Annotated in this window: 21 protein-coding genes; 9 read left to right on the forward strand and 12 right to left on the reverse strand. The window is 73.5% G+C overall.

Going from position 1 to position 14468, the window contains the following annotated elements; translation table 11 throughout:
- Nucleotides 1-78: 78 nt before the first annotated feature.
- A complete protein-coding gene (locus IE106_RS18670) occupies nucleotides 79-513 on the reverse strand; it encodes an Rrf2 family transcriptional regulator (protein WP_189535473.1) in 435 nt (144 codons plus the stop codon).
- A 128-nt stretch (nucleotides 514-641) separates the two neighbouring features.
- On the opposite strand from IE106_RS18670, the gene IE106_RS18675 reads away from it, so the two are divergent.
- Nucleotides 642-1391 carry an SDR family NAD(P)-dependent oxidoreductase gene (locus tag IE106_RS18675; protein WP_189535475.1) on the forward strand — a complete coding sequence of 250 codons (750 nt, stop codon included), beginning with the start codon at nucleotides 642-644 and terminating at the stop codon, nucleotides 1389-1391.
- Between the two features lie 227 nt (nucleotides 1392-1618).
- On the opposite strand, the gene IE106_RS18680 is transcribed toward IE106_RS18675, so the two are convergent.
- The gene (locus IE106_RS18680) at nucleotides 1619-2341 is read right to left on the reverse strand and encodes a hypothetical protein (protein ID WP_189535477.1); all 723 of its coding nucleotides are present in this window, start codon (nucleotides 2339-2341) and stop codon (nucleotides 1619-1621) included.
- Nucleotides 2342-2662: 321 nt separating this feature from the next.
- Between IE106_RS18680 and IE106_RS18685 the strand changes: the two genes are divergently transcribed.
- Nucleotides 2663-3352 carry an HAD family hydrolase gene (locus IE106_RS18685; RefSeq protein WP_189535479.1) on the forward strand — a complete coding sequence of 230 codons (690 nt, stop codon included), beginning with the start codon at nucleotides 2663-2665 and terminating at the stop codon, nucleotides 3350-3352.
- Between the two features lie 96 nt (nucleotides 3353-3448).
- Here the strand turns inward: IE106_RS18685 and IE106_RS18690 are convergent, their stop codons facing one another.
- Nucleotides 3449-3988, reverse strand: coding sequence for a DUF4262 domain-containing protein (locus IE106_RS18690; protein ID WP_189535480.1), 540 nt, complete (start codon nucleotides 3986-3988; stop codon nucleotides 3449-3451).
- Between the two features lie 104 nt (nucleotides 3989-4092).
- Here IE106_RS18690 and IE106_RS18695 point away from each other — a divergent pair, with 104 nt between their 5' ends.
- On the forward strand, nucleotides 4093-4263 hold the full coding sequence (locus IE106_RS18695) for a hypothetical protein (RefSeq protein ID WP_189535482.1): 171 nt from the start codon (nucleotides 4093-4095) through the stop codon (nucleotides 4261-4263).
- Here IE106_RS18695 and IE106_RS18700 read toward each other — a convergent pair.
- Together IE106_RS18700 and IE106_RS18705 are read right to left on the reverse strand one after the other, a co-directional pair.
- The gene (locus IE106_RS18700) at nucleotides 4236-4517 is read right to left on the reverse strand and encodes a DUF2087 domain-containing protein (RefSeq protein WP_189535484.1); all 282 of its coding nucleotides are present in this window, start codon (nucleotides 4515-4517) and stop codon (nucleotides 4236-4238) included. The two genes, IE106_RS18695 and IE106_RS18700, sit on opposite strands and share 28 nt — an antisense overlap.
- A 67-nt stretch (nucleotides 4518-4584) precedes the next feature.
- On the reverse strand, nucleotides 4585-5523 hold the full coding sequence (locus tag IE106_RS18705; protein ID WP_189535486.1) for a peptidoglycan recognition protein family protein: 939 nt from the start codon (nucleotides 5521-5523) through the stop codon (nucleotides 4585-4587).
- A 459-nt stretch (nucleotides 5524-5982) separates the two neighbouring features.
- On the opposite strand from IE106_RS18705, the gene IE106_RS18710 reads away from it, so the two are divergent.
- Nucleotides 5983-6642, forward strand: a complete 660-nt coding sequence (locus IE106_RS18710) for a hypothetical protein (protein ID WP_189535488.1) — start codon at nucleotides 5983-5985, stop codon at nucleotides 6640-6642.
- Nucleotides 6643-6847: 205 nt separating this feature from the next.
- Nucleotides 6848-6922 (forward strand): 50S ribosomal protein bL37, encoded by a 75-nt coding sequence (locus IE106_RS31000; RefSeq protein WP_372499312.1) that lies wholly within the window; start codon nucleotides 6848-6850, stop codon nucleotides 6920-6922.
- A gap of 12 nt (nucleotides 6923-6934) precedes the next feature.
- On the opposite strand, the gene IE106_RS18715 is transcribed toward IE106_RS31000, so the two are convergent.
- Nucleotides 6935-7483, reverse strand: coding sequence for a flavoprotein (locus tag IE106_RS18715; RefSeq protein WP_189535901.1), 549 nt, complete (start codon nucleotides 7481-7483; stop codon nucleotides 6935-6937).
- 83 nt (nucleotides 7484-7566) lie between these two features.
- On the opposite strand from IE106_RS18715, the gene IE106_RS18720 reads away from it, so the two are divergent.
- Nucleotides 7567-7824, forward strand: coding sequence for a DUF2277 domain-containing protein (locus tag IE106_RS18720; RefSeq protein ID WP_189535490.1), 258 nt, complete (start codon nucleotides 7567-7569; stop codon nucleotides 7822-7824).
- On the opposite strand, the gene IE106_RS18725 is transcribed toward IE106_RS18720, so the two are convergent.
- From IE106_RS18725 to IE106_RS18745, 5 genes are all read right to left on the reverse strand, one after another.
- Nucleotides 7778-8401, reverse strand: coding sequence for a DedA family protein (locus IE106_RS18725; RefSeq protein ID WP_189535492.1), 624 nt, complete (start codon nucleotides 8399-8401; stop codon nucleotides 7778-7780). The genes IE106_RS18720 and IE106_RS18725 overlap by 47 nt on opposite strands.
- Before the next feature lie 173 nt (nucleotides 8402-8574).
- On the reverse strand, nucleotides 8575-9027 hold the full coding sequence (locus IE106_RS18730) for a DoxX family protein (RefSeq protein WP_189535494.1): 453 nt from the start codon (nucleotides 9025-9027) through the stop codon (nucleotides 8575-8577).
- A gap of 263 nt (nucleotides 9028-9290) precedes the next feature.
- Entirely contained in the window at nucleotides 9291-10955 is a 1665-nt protein-coding gene (locus IE106_RS18735; RefSeq protein WP_189535496.1) for an alkaline phosphatase D family protein, read from the reverse strand.
- Between the two features lie 102 nt (nucleotides 10956-11057).
- A complete protein-coding gene (locus IE106_RS18740; protein ID WP_189535498.1) occupies nucleotides 11058-11270 on the reverse strand; it encodes a DUF397 domain-containing protein in 213 nt (70 codons plus the stop codon).
- Nucleotides 11270-12097 carry a helix-turn-helix domain-containing protein gene (locus IE106_RS18745; RefSeq protein ID WP_189535500.1) on the reverse strand — a complete coding sequence of 276 codons (828 nt, stop codon included), beginning with the start codon at nucleotides 12095-12097 and terminating at the stop codon, nucleotides 11270-11272. Before IE106_RS18745 ends, IE106_RS18740 begins: the two co-directional genes overlap by 1 nt.
- 106 nt (nucleotides 12098-12203) lie before the next feature.
- Here IE106_RS18745 and IE106_RS18750 point away from each other — a divergent pair, with 106 nt between their 5' ends.
- The 3 genes from IE106_RS18750 to IE106_RS18760 all read left to right on the forward strand — a co-directional run bounded on the left by IE106_RS18750 (nucleotide 12204) and on the right by IE106_RS18760 (nucleotide 13434).
- The gene (locus IE106_RS18750) at nucleotides 12204-12464 is read left to right on the forward strand and encodes a hypothetical protein (protein ID WP_189535501.1); all 261 of its coding nucleotides are present in this window, start codon (nucleotides 12204-12206) and stop codon (nucleotides 12462-12464) included.
- The gene (locus IE106_RS18755) at nucleotides 12461-12877 is read left to right on the forward strand and encodes a hypothetical protein (protein WP_229840581.1); all 417 of its coding nucleotides are present in this window, start codon (nucleotides 12461-12463) and stop codon (nucleotides 12875-12877) included. The genes IE106_RS18750 and IE106_RS18755 overlap by 4 nt, the downstream gene beginning before the upstream one ends.
- Nucleotides 12878-13092: 215 nt before the next feature.
- Nucleotides 13093-13434 carry a DUF5713 family protein gene (locus tag IE106_RS18760; RefSeq protein WP_189535503.1) on the forward strand — a complete coding sequence of 114 codons (342 nt, stop codon included), beginning with the start codon at nucleotides 13093-13095 and terminating at the stop codon, nucleotides 13432-13434.
- Nucleotides 13435-13711: 277 nt separating this feature from the next.
- Here the strand turns inward: IE106_RS18760 and IE106_RS18765 are convergent, their stop codons facing one another.
- Nucleotides 13712-14371 (reverse strand): HNH endonuclease family protein, encoded by a 660-nt coding sequence (locus IE106_RS18765; protein WP_189535506.1) that lies wholly within the window; start codon nucleotides 14369-14371, stop codon nucleotides 13712-13714.
- Nucleotides 14372-14468 lie beyond the last annotated feature (97 nt).

A 14468-nucleotide genomic window follows, 5' to 3' on the forward strand; every position in this document is an offset into this window, starting at 1 on the left:
GGTGGCAGGAGTTGCCAGGTTGTTCGCCGGCCTGGGCATCACTGGGGATCTTGGTGATGTGAGGGCGCAACGGGGAGGTCAGCGAGGTGCCGCGAGTACGTCCCGGAGTACGTTCTCGAGCGTGACGCGGGCCAGTTCGTGTCTCAGCGTCTCCTCGATGCCCTCGTAGATGCCCTGCATTGTCGGCTGGATGCCGCGACCCACCACGCATCCCTGGTCCGGGGTGGTGCGGTGCATTGCGAACAGCGGGCCGGGTTCCACTGCCTCGTACACGTCGAGCAGGGTGATCGACTCCAGCTCGCGTGCCAGCGACCAGCCCGCGCCCACGCCCCGCCGTGACTCCACGAGCCCGGCCCTGCGCAGCTCGCCGAGCAGCCGTCTGATCACCACGGGGTTGGTGTTCGCGCTGGTCGCGATCTGCTCGGAGGTGGCGACCTCATGGCCCTGGCGCTGGTAGAGGCCGATCCAGGCCAGCGCGTGGGCGGCGATGGTCAGCCTGCTGTTGGCGCTCATGGGCTCCTCCTCTCGGCCGCAACGCTTCATGTTACGACGGCGCAGTCGTAACAGTGAATGTTGCAACAGCCTGTCGTAACAATTAATGTTGCGACTGCTGGGAAGGGTCAATCAACGAGGTGAGAAGAATGAGCAAGCCACTCACGGGCAAGGTCGCCCTGGTCACCGGGGGGTCGCGCGGACTGGGAGCCGCGACCGTACGGCTGCTGGCCGAGCAGGGCGCCGACGTCGCCTTCACCTACGTCAACTCCGAGAAGCAGGCGCAGGCCGTCGTCGACGAGGTGCACGGCAAGGGAGCCAAGGCCGTCGCCTTCCAGTCCGACCAGGCGGACACGAGCCGGGCGTCGGCACTGATCGACGACGTGGTCGCGCACTTCGGCGGCCTGGACATCCTCGTCAACAACGCGGCGATCTCCGTGGCCGGCACGGTGGACGACCCGGACGCCGACACCGCCGCACTGGACCGGATGCACGCCACCAACTACCTCGGCGTGATCGCCCTCATCCGGGCCGCCTCCCGAGTGCTGCGCACGGGCGGCCGCATCATCACGGTGAGTTCCGGACTGGGCTCCCGGGTCGGTGCCCCGGGCGTTGCCGACTACGCGGCGACCAAGTCCGGGATCGAGAGGTACACCATGGGCGTCGCACGCGACCTCGGGCCCCGGAACATCACGGCCAACGTCGTGGAGGCCGGGCTGATGGAGGGCGGCATGCAGCCGCCGGACCCCGAGACCCTCAAGGCCCTGCTCAGCTCGCTGTCCCTGCAGCGCATGGGGCACCCCGACGAAATCGCCGCGGCGATCGCCTTCCTGGCGAGCCCCGCCGCGTCGTACGTCACGGGCGCGGTGCTGGACGCCCACGGCGGCTACAACGCCTGAACCCGAACTCCTGCCGCGCGCCCCGAAGGACATCGCGTCTTCGGGGCGCGCACCGCCAACGACCCGCGTGTGCGTGGACACGCCTCAAGAAGCCCGGATCGTGATCGTGCGGGGAAGCGGGGCCGCACGGTGGAAACGCCGAGTTCGGCGGAGGCAGGCGCCAGTCGTGTGCCCAGGTCGGCGTCCCTCCCGACCGCGAATGGTCGCGTCTTCCCGAGCTCATGGCTTCAGTCGGACGCCTGGTGGGCCGCCACTTCCCCGTCGTTCAGCGCGTCACTGATCTCCCGGAGGCGTTCCTCGGGCAGGGCGAAGGCGTTGCCGGGGTTTCGATACGAGTGCCCGCCGTCGTTGAAGCAGACGCCGCCTGCAGACCTCCAGTGGGCAGGAGCCCATTGGCCCTGGTTCTCCAGGAGCGTGCCCGCCACTTCGGCGGGCTCCTCGATCAAGGTGAGCGCCGTGAGCGCGGCGGTGAGGGCGGCGGTCGCGTCGTCGGGAAGCAGGGCGTCACCGAGTGCCGGGAAGAGCAACAGGAGACGGGCGTCGGGGTCGGTGACGCCCTCCGTCGCCGGCTGTCGGGCAGCGGAGAGCAGTTCCGGCCAGGCCATGCCGGGCCCCATGAAGTGACCGTCGTCCGTGGCGAGGGTTTCCGCTGCGGGCCACGACGGGTGGTGTATCAGGTAGTCCACTCCGTGTTCGCCCTCGATGTTGCGGTAGACGACGTGGATGGTGTGCCCGGAGGAGAGGGGCACGCTGAACGCCGGCCACTCGTGCTCGGCGGACAGCACGCGGTACAGCTCCATGGCCGCGTCCCAGTCGGCACCGAACGCGGCTCGCTGCGCGTCCTCACCGCGCAGGCCGGTACCGAGGTGGACGGGCCAGAACAACGGATCGTCCAGGTAGGCGGTGCCCTGGACCAGAGGTCCGTCTTCGTATCCGGGGATCTTCAGCACGTGAGGATGGTGGCACGAGGGACGGACACCGCCTCGGGGTCCGCGCCCGCAGCGGGAGGGGCCCAGGCGATCGCGGCTGGGGGTCTTCGACGGCCGGTTCCGGCAACGGCGGTGGTGGTCGCCCGCGGCCGGGGCGCCTCCCGAGCCGGCGGTCCGCCTGGTCGGTGGTTTCACGCCGTGCGTCGCGGGTGGTGCGGGTGGGTGAGGGGTGGAGGGGCCGGGGGTTCGACCGGTTGTCCCGTCGGGGGGTGGAGGTGCGGCCGGTGTTCTCGTCCGGGTGCTCGTGCATGTTTTCCCGCTTCGGGAGGGAAACCGACCTCGATGGGAACTGACGAGCTGACCGACGTCCTGGCCGACGCCCAGGGATTCCTGTTCGACTTCGACGGGCCCCTGTGCGATGTCTTCGCCGGGCGCCCCGCACCGCGGGTGGCCGGGGAACTGACGGAACTGGCGGTGGGCTGGGAGCCCGCCCTCGCCGAACGGCTGCACGGGGTGGACGACCCGATCGAAGTGCTGCGCCTGGTGCACGCGGCGGACGTCGACCTCGGGCACGAGGTGGAACGCGCACTGACGGCGGCCGAGGTGGAGGCGGTCGCGGTGGCGGGAGCCCCCACGCCGGGAGGGGCGGCGGCGCTGAGGGCGGCGAGGGAGGCGGGGCGGCGGGTCGCGGTCGTCAGCAACAACTCGGCGGAGTGCGTCCGGGCGTACCTCGACCGGCATGACCTCTCCGCGTACGTGCTGGAGGTGGTGGGGCGGGCCGAGCACCAGCCGGACCTCATGAAGCCGAACCCGCATCCCCTCATCACCGCGGCCGAGAGCCTCGGCGTGGACGTGACGCGCTGCGTGCTCATCGGGGACTCGGTCACCGACGTCCAGGCCGCGCACGCCGTCGGCGCCGTCGCGATCGGCTACGCCGGCGGGACCGACCAGCCCGAGCTGCTCGTCGAGGCCGGGGCCGACGCCGTCATCCGGACCATGCAAGCCGTCGCGGACGTCCTGGAGTCCGAGTAGGCCGAACCAGAAGGCGACGGAGAGCCCCCCGACCCCCGAAGATGACGGCTCGGCTCAGCCGCTGGGGTTCACCGCCGAGGCGGCCGACCGCGCCGCTCACACCTCGGTCCACGGGCCGGTGGACTCGCCCTTCGGGATCCAGAGCAGTGGCTGGCTCGTGCGGCAGTACTCGTCCGCCCCCTCGTCCCAGGGGAACCGCCCGGCCCGGTCCGGCCAGAACAGCTGGGTGATCGGCAGGGGCGGGGCCTGGTAGAAGTCGACGCCCGCGCCGAAGAAGTCGAGGTACCAGCTGGGGTGGACGGGCCGGACGGTCACGTCGTGGCCGTTGAGGACGTCGCCCCGGCGCTGGTCGGGCTCCAGCGGGGCGCCGTCCCGGACGGCCGCGGCGGCGCTGTTCGCCACGCGCATCGCGGTCGGGGACGGCAGGCCGAACACGCTGACCTCGGGGCTGCGCAGGGTGTGCCAGAGGCCGATGGAGTAGCCCCAGTCACCGGGGGAGTCGCCGCCGGCCACGCCCATGACGTGCCAGCCGAACTCCGTGACGTTCCCGGCTACGCGGCTGTCGCGCTCCTCCCACGCCGGGCCGCCCCGTTCGGTCGGGGCGCAGAGGAGGCAGAAGCACGGGGACTCGTTCATCCGAGGAGGGTAGCCGGTGGCCCGGTACGGCTCCGATCGGTCCCCGGCGGGTTTCCCGCGGCTCCAGGGGCCGGTCCTGCCGGGAGCCGGCGCGTGGGGGCCGGATGACCTCGCCCCGCCGGGGGCCCGTGCGGGGACTCGGGGCCGTGTTCGTCGCCCTGCTCGCCGCACTGACCGTTCCCGCCCGGGCGCGGACGGCCACGATCCGGCTGGAGGAGGCGCGGGAGGCCCGGCGGGGCGGTGGTGGTCAGGCCGCCGGGGAGGAGCGGTGGTAGGCGCCGCCGTCCCTGGTGCGGGTCAGGTGGCCTGACGTGACCAGGTAGCGGCGGAGGGCCGAGCAGTCCGGGTGGACGGTGCGCAGCGCCTCGTTGACCTCGGGCTCCGTGTAGGTGCGGCCCTGTTCGAAGAGGGTCTGCGCCAGGTGGGCCAGCAGCTGTTCGCGGCGGGCCGGCCTGCGGGGGACGGTGGTGAGGCGGCCCTCGCCGTCGAAGAGGGCGGACACGCTGTGCGACGTACGGTGCTCCGGCATGACGGGCAGCCTCGCAGGCGGCGTGCTCGTCCCGCAACGGGTTTGTCGGGCCGCCCCGCCGGCCGCGTCACAGGGTCCAGAACGGGCCCGAGACCGCGCGGTGGAGGAGGCGGACCGGGCGGTTGTCGGGGGTCCGCGCGCGGACCATGAAGCGCAGGTGGCGTCCCGCCCCCAAGTCGGCCGTGCACGTGAACTGGTGGCCGCCCGCCCCGTACGCCTGGGTCGGCAGGTACAGGGAGCGGTCGCCGCCGTTCTTGTCCGTCGTGTAGAAGCGGCCCTCGATCACCGTGTTCGCCGGGGTGTCGTCCCCGAACAGCAGGTGCACCACGACGTGGTGGCGGACCGGCCCCACCAGCAGGATCGCGGTGCGGAAGGAGAGTCCGGCCCAGTTGCCGGACGTGAGTTCCAGATCGCCGGCGTTGGCCTCGTTCAGCATGTCGGGCACGGAGTCCTCCTCGGGCGGTACGGGTGCCGTCTGGCCGTTGGCGCGTTTCACGATCCCGGGGAAGACGACCTTGCGGAACTGGTTCACGCGCGCGTCCCCCGGGCACGCGGTGCCGCCCGACGACCAGGCGGAGTGCAGGCGGTGGTAGCCGTAGCCGGGGTCGTCGTGGCTGCGGCAGATCCGCAGGGGCAGGCCGTGGTGCTGGTGCAGCCACACCCCCAGCCGGATCAGCTGCTCGACCTGCTTGTCCGTCCACGGGTCGGTGTGCTTCAGGTTGGACGCCGTCTCGATGGACACCGCGCCGGTGCCGTCGGGGCGCCGGTTGGCCGTGTAGTTGGCGTCGGCGCGGGTCTGGGTGCCGATGTACTGGGCGAGGTCGCCCTCGTACCCCAGTCCGAAATGCGACTCTAGGTTCGATGAATCGCGCCAGTACTCGTACATCCGGCGCGCGGTCCACGGGGCGGCGATGCTGTGCAGGATGAACTGCGTCGGCCGGATCGCCGACTGCGCGTCCGACTCCGGCTGCAACTCCATGCGCTGAGCCCCCGGATACCAGGCCATGCGTCTCCTCCTTGGGGCGTGGGGTGCCGCGTGGCAGAGCGGGCGGGCGGTGCGGGCACCTGACAGTGAGGTGCCCGCCACGGGGGCTGGTCACTCGGGGCGGCACGCAGTTGCCAAAGACGAGTGAAACAAGCGGAATCCAACTCCCCCACGTCGCAGTGTCGTTCTCGTACGCGTACTCCCTGCCCGCAGTGGAACCGCCCGTACGGAACGGCCGTTCCGCGTCGTCGATCCGTGCCGTGCCGCGCCGGTTCCCGCTGGACCACTCGGCGCCGAGGACCCGCGCGCCGCCGCAGCGCACCGCCGTCGCCCCCCGTCCGGCTCCGCGCCGTCCCGCCGGCCGTCCCGCGTCTCCCCAGGCCGGAGGACGCGTCCCGTTCCGCCACCCACCGCTTGCCGCCGTGCCGGGTACCTGCCGACGCTGGTCGTAACGACTCGTCGAAACGGGGGCCTGCTCCCATGAACCTCACGACACGTGTCAACCGCCGCACCGCCGCGCTCCTGGGCGCCGCCGCCGTCGGCGCCCTCCTCGCACCCCTCGCGCCGGGTGCCCAGGCCGCACCGGCCCCCGCCGCGAGGGCCCCCGCCGTACGCGCCGCGGCGCCCGGCTTCCTCGCCCCCGCCGACCTGCCGCCCGCCCCCGGGACCGCCTGGACCGGCGGCAGGGTGACGGCGGGCATGCCGGAGTGGTCGCCGTTCTGCCTGGAGGACGTCCTGCCGCCGAAGGGCGGCGCGACCTGGCACCGCCGGTTCGGCACCGACCTCGACACCTGGGCGGTCCAGGTCTCCGTGACCGCGCCCGGCACCGCCGACGCCCGCAGGCTCGCCGCGGCGGGGGAGCGGGCCGTCGCCGGATGCGCAGCCGACTGGTTGCGCCGCACGCCCGGCGGTACCGCCTCCTGGGCGGACCACGGCCGCCTCGCCGTCGAGGAGGGCGCACACGTGTACGGCGTGCACACCTCCGTCCCGGATGCGGATTCCGGCGTGCACCTGGTCGGCGTCGGGCGCGACGGACGCACCGTCACGTTCGTGCAGTGGGCGCGGATGGGCGACCTCACCGACGCGCCGGTCGCGGCGTTCGAGCGGACCACGGCCAAGGCGGTGGGGAAGCTCCACTGACCCAGGCACCTGCGGCCCCGTGGCCGCGGGCGGCGTGGGACCGGCGCGTACGGGGGTCGCGCCGGGCCCCTTCGCCGCGGCCGGCGCCCCGCACGGGACCGGCTCCGCGGCCGTGCCCGTGCGGGGCGTTCGGGACGGCCCTAGACTGGCGGGTGCCCGAAATGCCCGAAACGCCCCCTCGTGGGGCCGTGAAGGGAGTGATCCCATGTCGAAGCGCGGCAACAAGCGACGCGCCCGCAGGGGCAAGAAGGCCAATCACGGCAAGCGGCCCAACACCTGACGTCCGGGGGGCTCACCCGGCCCCGTGCGCCGCCTCCACCGCGTCCAGGGCCAGCGCCCAGGGGAAGCGGTCCGGCCAGTCCTGGTCGGGCGGGTCCGGGAGGTAGCCGCCCTCCCCGTACAGCACCGTCACGCCCGCCGCCCGCAGGGTCTCCACCGACCGGTCGAACTGCGGGTGGCGCACGTACGCCGCGTTCGCGCAGGGCATCGCCGCGATGGGGAGGCCCTTCCCGATGGCCTCCGCCGCGACGCCCACCACGAACGCGCCGGTCAGGCCGAGCGCCCAGGCGTTCACCGTGTTGAACGTGGCCGGGGCGAACAGCACCGCGTCGGCCGGTGGCCACACGTCCGGGTCGCCGGGGCGTTTGTAGTCGAAGCGGACCGGGTGCCCGGTCAGCGCGGCCAGCCCGTCGAGGCTCGGCTCCAGCCACCGCGCGGCGCTCGGCGTCAGTCCCAGGCAGACGTCCCAGCCGCGTGCCTGTGCGTCCTCGATCACCCTCGCCACGTCGAACACCGGGGGAGCGGCCGAGCAGAACAGATACAGAGTCCTCGCCTTGATCATGGGGTTCATCTGATCACATGCCGGACGGGTGCATCCTGGCGGTGAGGAACCGCCCCGACCGCCCCGACCGCCCGAGGAGCGCCATGTGCCGCAGCATCAAGACCCTCCGCCCGCCCGTGCTCCCCGAGGAGGCCACCGAGGACGACATCCACGCCGCCGCGCTCCAGTACGTGCGCAAGGTCTCCGGCTTCCGGGCGCCCGCCGCGCACAACCGGGAGGTGTTCGAGCGCGCCGTCGCCGAGGTCGCCGGGGCGACGCGGCGGCTGCTCGACGGGATCGAGGTGCGCGGCGCCGCTAGGAAGCCGGTGTCGGAGCGGGCGGAGGCGCCGGGCGCCGCATGACGTACGCCGCGACGCTCCCCGCCAGGAACAGCGCGAGCACCGACACCGCCGCGCTGAACCACGTCGCGCCCAGCCACTGCCCGCCGAAGTAGCCCACGCCCACGCTGTACGAGGCCCACGCGACGCCCGCCAGGACCGACCACGGCACGAACTCGCGGGCCCGGCGCCGCGCGGCCCCCGCGCCCAGCGACACCACCGACCGGCCGGCCGGGGCGAACCGGGCGATGACCACGAGGGCGCCGCCGCCCCGCCCGAGGGCCGTGCCGAGACGTTCCTGCGCGGTGGTGAGGCGCCGGGAGCGGGCGATGGCCCGGTCGAGGCGGGGCCCGCCGCGCCAGGCGAGGCGGTAGGCGACCAGGTCGCCGAGGACCGAGGCGGACGCCGCGCACAGGGCGAGGGCGACGAGCGAGATCCCGCCGGGGGCGGCCGTCGCCGTCGCCGCGGTCGCCGCGGTCGCGGCCGAGATCACCAGGACGCCGCTGGGCAGCACCGGGAGGAACACGTCCAGCACCACGGAGGTGGCCACCGCGGCGTAGATCCATGGGCTCGCGGCCAGCCACCGCACGCTCTCCAGCACCTTGACTCCCCGCTCCACCCCTGAGAAACCGCAACAGCGTACGCCTTACACGTCACCGGGCGCGCGGAGGGCGGCGCAAGGGGCGGAGCGCCCCGGCACGCGCGCGGGGCGCGGGGCCGTCGCCCCGCGCCCTGCGCGCGTCGTGCGGGTCCGCTTCGCGTGCGGACCGGTGGTCAGGCGGCCGCCGTCGCGCGGTCCCGCCCGGTCTCCCGGACGCGGGAGGAGAACAGGCCGTCCAGCGCCAGCGCGCCCGGTCCGGTGAAGACCAGCAGGAGCAGCGCCCAGCAGTACAGGGCCGCGGCCTCGCCGCCGTTCTCCATCGGGAACAGGCCCGAGGGCTGGTGCATCTTGAAGTACGCGTACGCCATGGCGCCCGACGAGACGAACGCCGCGGCGCGGGTGCCCAGGCCGACGAGGATGAGCGCACCGCCGACCAGCTCGATCACGGCCCCGTACCAGAACGGCCAGGTGCCGGCCGGGACCGTGGCGCCCGAGCCGTTCGAACCGCCGAGGACGCCGAACAGCTTCGCGGCGCCGTGGCAGAGGAACAGCAGGCCGACGACGATCCGGAACAGCGCCAGCGCGTACGGCTGGGACTGCTGGAGTCGGCTGGTGAGTGCGGACATGGGGGCTCCTTCGGCTGGGGACTGAACCGACGCGTCCCACGTTAGGCACCCCTAAGCATTACTTGCAAGTTCAACATTCAGTCGCGCGGAGATATCCGGGCCGAGAGTGGTGGTCGTCCGGCCGCCCGTGATCGGGCGGCCGGAACCGCAGGCCGGGGCGGTACCGGAGGGCGTTCGGGCGGTGGGGGACGGGGCGGCGGGCCCCTTCCGGCCCCGGTGGACGGGTCCCGCGCCACGTCGGGGGCGGGGCGGCCGCTCCCCGCTCAATGGCCGGATCTCGCCCCCCACGCCCGCTCGTGCACCGTCACGAGCTCCCGGTCCGCCCGCGCCCGCTCCAGCCGCAGCAGCGCCGCGCGCCCGTGGAGCGTCAGCGTCATCAGCTGGTTGCCGAACCACGGGCCGCCCGTCCTGGCCCAGCCGGTCTCCGAGGCGCCCACCCGGCCGTGCCGGGCCAGCGCCCGCCCGAGCCACCGCCCCGCACGGCTCCAGCCGAAGCGGAAGCCGAGCCGCAGGGCGTACGGGATGCGCTGGTGGACCGGCGAGCAGGTCAGCTGCAGCACCCGCGCCGCCGCGCCCGGCAGGTCGGGTTCGGCCACGTACGCGTGGTGCACGTCCCCCGACAGCACCGACACCGTCGCCGGGGCGTCCGGGCCCCGCGCCGCGTCGGTCAGCAGCCCCGTCAGCCACGCGAACGACTCCGGGAAAGCCGCCCAGTGCTCCAGGTCCGAACGGCGGCGCAGGGACTCGCCGGCCCGGGCCCAGCGCTCGCCGCGCTCGCCCCGGCACAGCGCCGCGTTCCACCGCTCGGCGTCGTGCACCAGCGGCGGCAGCAGCCACGGCAGGGAGCTGCCGATCAGCAGGTGGTCCCGGTCCGCGCGGCCCTCCAGCGCCTGCTCGCCCACCCAGCGGGCGTCCTCCTCGCCGAGCATGGCCCGCTTCTGCTCGTCCAGCACGCGGCCCGCCCGGGTGTCCACCATCACCAGCCGCGTCCGGCCCAGGTCCCGCCGGTAGCTCCACCGGATCCGCGCCGGGTCGGCGTCCGCCTCGGTGGCGAACCGGCGCAGCGCCGCCGTGCCGTCCGGGACCGCCCGCACCCGGGCGTACAGCGGGTCGACGGCGAGTTCGGAGGGGGACAGGTTGCCCAGGTGCTGGTGGACCCAGTACGACATGAGGCCGCTCAGCAGCCGCTCGCGCCACCACGGCCGGGCGCGCATCCCGGCCAGCCACTCGGCGCTCGTGTTCCAGTCGTCGATCACGTCGTGGTCATCGAAGATCATCATGCTGGGCACGGTGGAGAGGAGCCACCGGACCTCGGGGTCGAGCCAGGACTCGTAGTAGAGGCGGGTGTACTCCTCGTAGTCCGCCACCTGCTCGCCGGGCGGCTCGGCCAGGTCGCGGCGGCCGGCCAGCCAGCGCCTGGTCGCCTCGGACGGCTTGTCCGCGTACACCTGGTCGCCCAGCAGGAGCAGCACGTCGGGGCGTTCGGCGGCCGGGTCGGCGGCCAGCCGGGCGCCGAGCGCGCCCAGGGCGTCGGGCCCGGCGGGGCTGCGGCCGACCGCGCCCGTGGCGGCCCAGCGGCAGGACCCGAACGTGACGCGCAGCGGCCCCTCCGGGCCGCCCGGGGTCGTGAGGGTGCTCGGCGGGAACGGCGAGTCGGGGAGCGGCCACACGCGCCGCCCGTCGAGCAGCACCTCGTACTCCGTGGTGGTGCCCGGCGTCAGACCGGTGACCGGCACCAGCGCGTAGTGGTGCCCGGCGATCCGGAACGTGCGGGCGCTGCCGCCCGCGCCGTCCGCGCACCGCACCTCGGCGGTGCGCGGCGCGTCGGCCTCGATCCACACGGTCGCGGCCGGGCGGTACGCGCCCCCGGTCGCGTCCGGCCACTCCACGTACCTCAGCAGCGGTCCCAGCCGCAGTCCGGCGTCCATGCCCGACCCCCTTCACCCCGCCGTACGGTACGTGAACCGGGTGGGCGGGGATCACGGAGGGCCGCTCAACTCGACTGGTGGGAACGACCGTTGCGGATGCGGTCAGAAAGCCCCGAAGTCGCCCGCCTTGACGCCCGCCACGAACGAGGCGAACGCGTGGGCGGGGAGGTGCAGTGCGGGGCCGGCCGGGTTCTTGGAGTCGCGGACGGGGACCACGCCGTGCGAGGCGACGAGGTCGGCGGCGACCTCGACGCAGGCGCCGCCGTTGTCGCTGTACGACGACTTGAACCAGCGGGGGGAAGCGGTCGTAGTCATCACGGGGTGCCCTTTCGTAACTGATCGATCATGGTCACGGAGGCCGCCTGCGACGGCGCCTCGGCCTGCAGTTGATGGTAGGCCGTCAGAAGAGGCACCACCGAGGTGCTTTCTCGCTCAAGATGGCCCCGCTGCACGGACTCGGCGTACGACATGAGCGAGCGATCCGGCATCGTCAGTATGTAGAGCGGGAGGTTGAACGGGCGTCGTGCGCCCATGTCGAACGGGGCGATCTGGAGCACGGTGTTCGGCTGCTCGGCGAACTCGATCAGCCGCTCGAACTGCTCCTCCATGACCGCCGGTCCCCCCACGGGTCGACGGATGCAGCTCTCGTCCAGCACTACGAAGACCATCGGGGGCGGCGTCCGGACCAGCGTCGCCTGCCGCTCCACGATGAGCGAGACCCGCTCCTCGGCCTGGTCGGGTGTGATCGCCCCCCGCTTCACGGCGCTCTCCGCGAGTACGGAGGCGTACGCCGGGGTCTGGAGGAGACCGGGCATGACACCGACCTCGTACAACCGGATCTCCGCAGCGCGGCCTTCGTGTTCGAGGAACTCCGGAAAGCCCTCCAGCAACGAGCCGTGCCGCATCTCGCGCCACTCCCGCTCGAACGTGTCGCCGGTTCCCAGGGCCGCGTCCGCGCGCCGCGCGAGACGCAAGGTCGGCATCTTGCGACCGGTTTCTATGGACGACAGATGCGTGCTGGAGTACCCCATCCGGTCGCCCAACTCGTCCTGCGTCCAGCCGCGCTCTCCGCGCAACCTGCGCAGACGTGCCCCGAACGCCGCCTGCGGGGAACTGTCCGGGTCCAACTCCTTGATGTTCAAGAGCCCAACACCGACCTTCCTTCCTTCCGTGACACGTTGAAGCGGGTGCGGCACCGGGCCACGCTGAGACGTCGCGTAGTGAAGTGGCTACACAGAGGAGTTGCCCATGCCCGGAGAAACCGTACAACCCACCCCGCCAGGCCCAGCGCCCGTTCCGGTCCCCGGCACACTCGTGGTGGACACCAGTCGTGGTGACCGGCTCGGGGAGTTCCGGGGGGCCGCGGGGCCCTACTGGTCGTTGCGTGCCGTGTGCGGCGGGGTCGAGTGGGAGGCCGAGCCCGGGGCGGTCCGGCGGGCGACCCGCAAGGAGCGGCTCCACGCGGAGATCGAGCGGTGGAACGCACGGAGCCGGGGCGAGGTGCTGTGACGCGCCCGCACATCTCCGCGTCCGTCCGCTCCCCCTCTCCCGGCCGGGAGGTCCCCGTGCTCCAGTGCACCGCCGTCACCGCCGTCCTCTCCCCACGGGGGGAGGTCGGCTACCCGATGTGCGAACTCGGCGAGGGGCACGAGGGGGAGCACGCGCAGTACTGCTGGGACGACGACGTGGCGGGCGGGGCGGTCTGGTTCCGCTGGCGCGGGCTCGGCGGACGCTTCGTGCTGCTGGCCTGGTGCGAGACCGTCGGGGGCGCGTACGGGGACGCGTGCACGCTGTTCCGGGACCACTCCGCCGCGCACTCGTGGGACGTCACCGACCCGACCCTGGAAGCGGTGCGGCAGGACCTCGAACGGCGGTTTCCCGAACTGCTCCGGGAGCCGGACCCGGGGCCCGAGCAGGACTGACGGCTCCACCGGCAGCGGCGCCCACGGGTTCGCCGGCGCCCGGACCCTGTCCGAAGCGCCCGCCGGGGCCGCCCGGCCGGAGCCATGGGAGCGGGTCCCGGCAGCCGGACGGAACAGCGGCAGGGCCGCGACCGCCGGAACCCGGGCACCGGCATCGATGTCAGTGGCCTGGTGCATGATCGGCGCGTCGGTTCCTCCACGGGCTCGGGAGCGGTATGTCGATCACGAACCAGCAGGCGGCGGGGCGCGCGTTCCTGCGGGCGCTGTACGCGGACCCCTACTTTCCCGATCACGTCGTCGACAAGGGCAGGGCGGTCCTGCTGCGGCTGTGCGAGCGCATCGAGGCCGAGCGGCCGCGGGACCTCACGGCCCTGTACGCGCTGACCCGGACCGCGACGGAGGAGTTCAACCTGCTGGAGGCCGATTTCGAGGCGGCCGGGAGCGAGATCGAGACGGTCGCGCGTGAGGAGATCGCCGAGGACTTCCGGTTCGTCGCGTCGGCCTACGGGTTCGCGGACGCGGACGTGGAGGAGCTGATCGCCGCCCGGGACTGGTGAGCGGCGGCCGGGAGGGGCCGGGCGCCGGTCACGGCCGCTCGTCGCGGGCCGCGGCCGGTACGGCCGCTTCGTGTGGTCACCTCTTGACGGTCACCTTTCGGCGGATGGCCGGTGGTGGGTGGCGGGTGGTGCCCGTGGGGCTCGGTGGGCGGGCGCCCCGCCGGGGGCCGTGCGCCGGGCCCCCTCCGGCGCCCCCGCCGTGTGGCGCGGGGCCCGTGCGGTACGGAGAGCCGAGGGGGCCGGTTCCGCCGGGCCGTGCCGGCGGAGTGACGTTTCGTCAGGAGCAGCCGTTCAGCACCGACTGCAGGGCGCTCTTCTCGGCGGAGTCCACCGAGAGGCCCCAGTGGTGCTTCACGTGCACCCACATGCGTGCGTACGTGCAGCGGTACGCGGTGCGCGGGGGCATCCACTCGGCCGGGTCCTGGTCGCCCTTGGCCTGGTTGACGTTGTCCGTGACGGCGATGAGCTGCGGCCGCGACAGGTCGTTGGCGAAGGAGCCGCGCTGCGTGGTGGTCCAGGAGTTCGCGCCCGAGCGCCAGGCCTCGGCGAGCGGGACGACGTGGTCGATGTCGAGGTCGGAGGCGACGGTCCAGGTGGCGCCGTCGTACTCGGAGTACCAGCTGCCGCTGGTCGCCGCGCAGGAGGAGTCCTGGACGACGTTCACGCCGTCGCGCTTGAGGACGACCTCGCGGGTGTTGCAGGCGCCGTACTGGGTGCTCCAGTGGGGGAACAGGTCCCGGCTGTAACCGGTGGAGGAACCTTCCGTCCGGACCGCGAGCTGGCCCAGGTAGGTGCGCGCGGTGGCGGCGCTGACGGGGGTGGGCGGGGCCGCCTGGGCGGTGGGCGCGGTGGCCAGCAGGCCGGTGAGCGCGAGGGCGGCCGTCGTGGCGAGCGCGGCGAGGCGGCGCGTCGATCGACGCGCGTAGACACGGGACATGCGAACTCCCTTGTGCGGTGGGGGTGTTGGCCGGTGCGCCCGCGTGGGCGGCCCGTCCATGCTGGTGGCGCCGGGTGTCCTGGGGATGGGCTCCAGG

The organism is Streptomyces roseolilacinus (genome assembly GCF_014649335.1).
Lineage (GTDB): Bacteria > Actinomycetota > Actinomycetes > Streptomycetales > Streptomycetaceae > Streptomyces > Streptomyces roseolilacinus.